This window comes from Rhizobium sp. BR 315 (assembly GCF_050577975.1).
Taxonomy (GTDB): Bacteria; Pseudomonadota; Alphaproteobacteria; order Rhizobiales; family Rhizobiaceae; genus Rhizobium; species Rhizobium miluonense.
In genome coordinates this window covers 1-7,471 of the sequence record NZ_JARWKZ010000106.1, presented here as the reverse complement: position 1 = coordinate 7,471, position 7,471 = coordinate 1, and the positions used below count along the sequence as shown (strand labels likewise).

1 protein-coding gene and 1 pseudogene are annotated in these 7,471 nt (G+C 62.6%); both read left to right on the top strand.

The genetic code is table 11. From position 1 onward, the window contains the following. Positions 1-263: pseudogene (locus QD409_RS34945) on the top strand (ShlB/FhaC/HecB family hemolysin secretion/activation protein); the annotation flags it as partial. Positions 264-273: 10 nt separating this feature from the next. Beyond that, positions 274-7,471: MBG domain-containing protein (locus QD409_RS34940; RefSeq protein WP_430764984.1), on the top strand; the 7,198-nt coding region annotated here is incomplete at its 3' end.

Below are 7,471 nucleotides of genomic sequence, written 5' to 3'. Positions count from 1 at the left end.
CCGATGGAACGAGCACGGCCGGGGCCGTGGTGGTCTCGCCTTACCTGTTCGGCGCCTATGGCGGCGTCAAGCTCTACCAGCCGACGGCGCTGGAGAGCGGCTTTTCGCGCGGCGCGGCCTATGGCCTCGGCCTGCGGCTGGCGGCGGCCGAACAGACGAGCTTCAACAGCATGAACGTCAACCTCGAATATGGCCGCGTCGAGCGCTTCGGCGACGGCTCCAACGACAATCGATTTACAGTTGCTGCGGCGTTTCAATTCTAGGATAAAAGTGATGACCCGACAGACGACCCGCATGATGCTTTCCCACAAGACCCGGCTTGTGGCGCTTCTGGCCTCGACGGCGCTGGTGCATTCGACGGCGGTGCTGGCCCAGTCGCTGCCGACGGGCGGTCAGGTGGCGGCCGGCAGTGCGACGATCGGAACGCCATCGGCAGGGGCACTGACGATCAACCAGGCGAGCGGCAGCGCCGTCGTCAACTGGCAGAGCTTCGATGTCGGCAAGGGCAACCGGGTCACCTTCGTCCAGCCCGATGCCAATGCCGCCATCCTCAATCGCGTCACCGGTGGGACAAGCTCGACCATTGCGGGTCAGATCAACGCCAATGGCCAGGTCTACCTGATCAATCCGAACGGCATTGCCATTACCAAGACCGGGACGATCAAGGCCGGGGCCTTCGTCGCCTCGACGCTCGGCATCTCCGACGACGACTTCATGGCCGGCAAGCGGAGCTTCACCGGCAATGGCGCCTCGGCGCCGGTGACGAATGCCGGTGCGATCACCATCAACCGCGGCGGCTACATGGCGCTGATCGGCGGCACGGTCGCCAATAGCGGTGTGATCACCGTGCCGATGGGCAAGGCGGCCTTGGGTTCGGGCGAACAGGCAACGCTCGATCTGTCCGGCGACGGTTTTCTGCAGGTGGCAGTACCGACCAAGGCGGGCGGCAGTGGGGCGCTGGTCGAGAACAGCGGCAAGATCTCGGCCCGGGGCGGCACGGTGCAGCTGACGGCGGCAGCGGCCAAGGACATGGCGCGGCAGGCGGTAAACATGTCGGGCACGATCGAGGCGAGGGGTGTGTCGGGCCGAAGCGGCGATATCGTGCTGTCGGGCGGCGATGGCGAGGTTGCGATCTCGGGTAAGATCGATGCGAGCAGCAGGCACGGCTCGGGCGGCAAGGTGCAGGTGACGGGCCGCAAGATCACGCTTGCGAATGCGAAGATCAATGCCTCGGGCAAGACCGGCGGCGGCACGGTCACGATCGGCGGCAATCGTCAGGGCAAGGGCACGCTGCAGCATGCCGAGACGCTTGATGTCGATGCCAACACCGCCATCCATGCCGATGCCATCACCACGGGCAATGGCGGCAATGTCGTCTTATGGTCGGATGACCTCACCCGCTTTGCCGGCACGATCACGGCCAAGGGCGGCGCGGTCTCGGGCAATGGCGGCGAGGTCGAAGTCTCGGGCAAGGCGCTTCTCTCCTATGCCGGTCTGACCGATCTGACGGCGGCGCATGGCTCGTTCGGCAATCTGCTGCTCGACCCCTATAACGTCACCATTTCGACGGGGACGGACAGCAACTCCTCCGGCTTCACGGCGTCAGGCAATGACAGCGTCATCAACGTCAACACGCTGACCAATGCACTCGCGACCGCCAACGTTACGATCTCGACCGGTTCGTCAGGCACGCAGGCCGGTGGCATCACGATCGCATCACCGCTCACCTGGAGCGCCAATATCCTCAGGCTCGACGCGGCGCATTCGATCAATGTCGCGTCAACCGTCACGGTCGGCGGCACCGGCGCGCTGATGCTCAACACCAATGTCGGTGGCGGCAGCGGCGGCACGATCGATTTCGGACTGACCGCGACGCGCTTTGCCGGCAGCATCGACTTCACCGGCACGCCGGGCTCGCAAGCGCTTTTGCTCAATGGCGCGCAGCAAACGCTCGTTTATTCCGCCTCGGATCTGCTGAACATCAACACGGCAAACTCTGGCCGTTTCGCTCTCGCCAGCAACCTCAATCTTACGGCAACGCCCTATACCGATGCGCCGATCCCCACTTTCACGGGGAGCTTTGAGGGGCTGGGACACACGATCTCTAACCTGACCATCAACAGCACAACCAATAATGCGCCCGTCGGCCTGTTCGGCACGGTTACGGGCGGCACGATCCGGGATGTCGGCCTGGTTGGCGGCAGCGTCAGCGGGGTCGGTACAACGCCCAGGTATCCGAATCCCGGAGCGATGGATGGTGCGTTGGTCGGTCTTCTAACAACGGCCAGCAACGGCACGCAGGCCTCGGTCATCAACGCATTTGCCTCCACGAGCGTGAGCGGCGGAACGAGCGCCTCGGTCGGCGGGCTTGTCGGCGCGACATTGAGCCACGGCGCGCCGGTGTTGATCGCCAATTCCTATGCAACAGGTACCGTGACGGTCGGACAATACGGCATGGCCGGCGGCCTGGTCGGACAGAACCACGCCTATGCGAGCTCGGCCACGATCAGCGGCTCCTACGCGACGGGTGCAGTGACGACAGGCTCCGGCGGATTCGGCGGCGGCCTCGTCGGCTACAATTATGGCGATAAAGATATCGCAGCGATCACAGGCTCTTATGCGACGGGGACAGTCACCGGTGATGCGAATTCCACTCTTGGCGGCTTGGTGGGCGAGAATTTTGCCTACATCGGTGTCACGGCTTCGATTTCCAATTCCTACGCGACCGGAACCGTCGGCTCGACAGCGGGAGCGGCTGCGACCGGTGGGCTCGTCGGGATAAACTTTGCATCGAACGGTGCTTCCGCGCCAATTTCCAACGTGTTCGCGACCGGCGCGGCCTTCGGCGGCACCATGGCGGGAGGCCTCATCGGACAGAACTATGCGTCGACGTCCGCGGCAGCCTCTATCATCAATGCCTATGCAACTGGCGCGGTTTCCAGCACGCGATACGGTCAGGCCGGCGGTCTCGTCGGAATGATGATGACAGATGGTGGGACTTCCAGCGTCAGCAATGCCTATACGACCGGCCGCGTTACGGCGCCGACGCAATCCACCGTGGGCGGGCTAATTGGCCAGACCATGCCGCGGAGTGGAGGCACGGTCTCCGTTACCAACGCCTATTGGGACATGTCGACGAGCGGCATCGCCAGCAACGGCATCGGCAATGATGGGGCGGGCCAGCAAGGGAATGTGAGCGGGCTTGCTACATCGGGTCTCCAGACGACGGGCGTCAATCTCGGCTCCGCCTTCGCCGGCGGCACGAATGGTCTTTATCCCTATCTCACCAGTTTCTTCCCGAACGGAATTCAGGCGATTTCTGGCACCGCCTATGTCGACAACCAGGTGACACCGGCCGCCTCCGGCCTCAACGGCGCGGTCACAGTGACCGGTCTTGCCAACGGCAGTCGCTTCGGGTCGGCCTCGACAGGCGCCAATGGCTACTATTACCTCTTCGGCGCTGCGGGATCCTTCGCGCCCGGTGCTTCGCTCGTCACCTATACGAGTGCCAATCCCGGAACCGGCGTGACCAACTCGGCAGCATTCGCCACTGCGTCTAACCAGCCTGTTCAAACCGGGTTCAATCTTCTCGGCAACACGATGTCGGGCTCGACGGTGTCGACGCTTTACTCAACCGCTGGTGTCACGAAAGCGGCCGCCATTGCTGCGAGCGGCAATGATGCAAGCGCCACCGCCGCCATCAACGGTACGTCCAACATTCTGATCAACGCGCTCGGCGCGAGCTTCACGATCGATCAGGCAGTGACGGTAGGCGGAATGACCGTAACGACTGCGAGCGGATCGCCGTTGACGGTCGCCAGCCCGCTGACACTGACGGGAGGCAGCAGCCTCCGTCTACTCTCTGGCGGTGCGCTGACGATCAACGCTCCGATCACCGTGAAGGGCGCGGGTTCCGTCGCGCTTGCCTATGACGGCTCGTCGGCGAGCAATCTCTCATTTGGACTGACCGGTTCCGGCTTCGTCGGGAGCATCACCTATCTGAATGCAGATGGTACACTTGCGACGTCGAACCAGGGCGGCTTGCTCAGTGTCAATGGCGCGGCTTATTCGCTTCTCTACTCGATGGCGGATGTGGCCAACATCACGTCGGTTGGTCTCGGGGGCCAATATGCACTCGCCAGAAGTCTTGACGCGGCGGGCACCACTTACAGCGATGCGCTGATTGGGCCAAACTACCTAAACTATTTCACCGGCGCGTTCGAGGGCCTTGGCCAAACAATCAGTAATCTGACGATCTCCAAGAGCGGCGACGGCGCTGGGTTCTTCGGTTATAGCAGCGGCCTCATTCAGAATATCGGATTGGTCAACGTCTCGGTCGCCAACACGAATCCTTATGGCCGTTACGTCGGCGGCCTTGTTGGATACCAGTCCGGCAACACAATCAACAACACCTACGTCACCGGCTCGGTGAATGGCGGCAGCAACACCGGCGGCCTCGTCGGTTATCTGAACGGTGGTGCGATCAACAGCGCCTATTCCTCCGCCACGGTCGGCGGCGCCGTGAGAGTGGGCGGTCTTGCCGGATATGTCAGTGGTGCCGTCAACAATGCTTACGCGACGGGCGCTGTCACAGGAACCGGAAACAATGCCGGCGGCCTCATCGGCCTGACCGACTCGTCTTCTTATGGAGTCTCGATCACCAACGTTTATGCGACCGGCGCCGTCATTGGTGGCAATAACGTCGGCGGACTCATCGGATACTTATTTGGTACGATCGGCAACGCCTATTCGACGGGCGCGGTCAGCGGTGGCAATGCTGGCGGTCTTGTCGGATATACATATAGCGGCTCGATCGCCAATAGCTATTGGGACACGCAAACGAGCGGGACGACCACGGCAATCGCAAACGATTCCGCTGGGCTGTCGGGCAATGTCACCGGCCTCACAACGGCGCAATTGCAGGACGGTTCTACGGCCAGCGGGCTCGGCTCTGCATTCACCGTCTCCCCCGGCCTCTACGCTTACCTTACCCCGTTTTATGCCAACGGCGTTCAGGCCATCTCCGGCATCGCCTATCAGAACAGCGGCACGACCGCGCTTGCCTCCGGGGCGAATGGTGCGGGCCTCGTCAATGTCCGTGTCGGAAACGGCACTGTCCAGACAGTCACGACGGGAGCGAACGGCTATTACTACGCGATCGTCGCCAATGGCACGATCGATACGACCAACGGCACCAATGTGCTGGCCTATACGGCTGCCAATGCGACAACGGGTGCGGCCGATGGGGCAACATTCCGCACGGCACTCGGCACCGTCAACAACGTCGACGTTTCGGGTGGCTGGCGGCGCGACACGACCGCCCTTGGCACGCTGTCGGCGCTTGACGCGGCCTATGCCAACGCGACTGCCGGCACGACGGCATCCGGCCTCACATTCGCCAATCGCTCGATCTTTGCGGTGAACGACTTCGCCGTCGATACGGCACTTTCGGTCAGCGGCACGGTCAACCTGTCGAGCCCCGGGAACGTCACACAAACCGCCGCCGTCTCCGCCAATACTTTGATGCTGCAGGGGTCAGGCAACACATTCACGCTCACGAACAGCGGCAATCAGTTCAGCCAATTCGTAGCATCCGGCGGAGCCATGGATATCTACGACGCCAGCGCTTTGACGGTTGCGGCGAGCGCCACTGATGCCTGCAACTGCCTCGTGACAGGCGTGACAGGCGATCAGATCAAGATCGCGACGGCGGGTGACCTGACGATCGCATCAGGCGCCGCGATCTCCGGCAGCTCTCCTGTGCTCGTGGCTGGTGGTGCCTTCATCAATAACGCAGGGTCAAGCGCGGTCGCAGCCACATCCGGCCGCTGGCTGATCTATTCCGCCAACCCGACTGGCGACACGTTCGGCGGGCTCGACAGCGGCAACACGGCCGTTTGGAATACGACGGCTGGTGGCGCGGTGTCGGCGACAGGCAATCGCTACGTCTTTGCCTACCACCCGACCTTGACGGTGGCAGCTGTCGATGCAAGCAAGACGTATGGCGACGTCGCGACGCTGCCGAACGCCACGATCACCGGCCTGGATACGGGCGTGACCGGGGCCTATCTTGGCGACACGCTTTCAGGTGTCGTCTCGGGATCGGCCAGCGTTACCTCGGCCGGCGCGGCAGCGTCAGCCGACGTCGGAATCTATGATATCGTCGCCGCGCAGGGCTCGCTCGCCTCGAGCGGCTATGGCTTCAACTTCGTCAATGGCAGTCTCAGCGTTACCCAACGCGCCCTGACCGTCACGGCGGACGCGCAAACACGCATCTACGGCAACGCCAATCCGACGCTGACCTACACCATCGGTGGGCTCGGGCTCGTCAATGGCGACACGCTCTCGGGCGACCTCGTGACGGCGGCGGCGGCGGGATCCAACGTCGGAACTTATACAATCTCGCAAGGCTCGCTCGCAGCTTCCGGCAACTACGCACTCACCTTCACCGGGGCCAATCTCAGCGTCACTCAGCGCGCGCTCATGGTGACGGCGGATGCTCTGTCGAAGACCTATGGCGATGTCAACCCAACGTTGACCTACACCATCGGTGGGCTCGGCCTCGTCAACGGCGATACGCTTTCTGGTTCGCTTTCGACATCTGCCGGGCAATATTCCAACGTTGGCGCTTACGCGATCAGCCGGGGCACGCTCGGCAATTCCAACTATTCGATCAGCTACACCGGCACGAACCTGACGATCAATCCGCGAGCGCTCACGGTGACGGTGGATGCTCTGTCGAAGACCTATGGCGATGTCAACCCAATGCTGACCTACACCATCGGTGGCCTCAGCCTCGTCAACGGCGATATGCTTTCCGGTTCGCTTTCGACACCTGCCGGGCAATATTCCAACGTTGGCGCTTACGCGATCGGCCAGGGCACGCTCGGCAATTCCAACTATTCGATTAGCTATACCGGCGCGAACCTGACGATCAATCCGCGTGCGCTCATGGTGGCGGCGGGTGCTCGCTCGAAGACCTATGGCGATGTCAACCCAGCGCTCACCTACACAATCGGTGGGCTCGGCCTCGTCAACGGCGATACGCTTTCCGGTTCGCTTTCGACACCCGCCGGGCAATATTCCAACGTTGGCGCTTACGCGATCGGCCAGGGCACGCTCGGCAATTCCAACTATTCGATCAGCTACACCGGCAATAATCTTCTGATCACCCCGCGCGCGCTCACCGTCGCCGCGAGCAATGCAAGCCGCATCTATGGTGATGCCAATCTGGTCTTCGGCTACACCGTCTCGGGCCTCATCAATGGCGACACGCTGACGGGCAGCCTTGCAAGCTCAGCCACGACCGGCTCCGGCATCGGCACCTATGCGATCGGCCTCGGCACGCTCGGCAATGCCAATTACGCAATCGGCTACACCGGCAGCAATCTGACGGTGACGCCGCGCGCGATCACGGTGACCGCCAACAACGCCAGCCGGTTCAGCGGCGTCGCCAATCCGCTCTTCACAC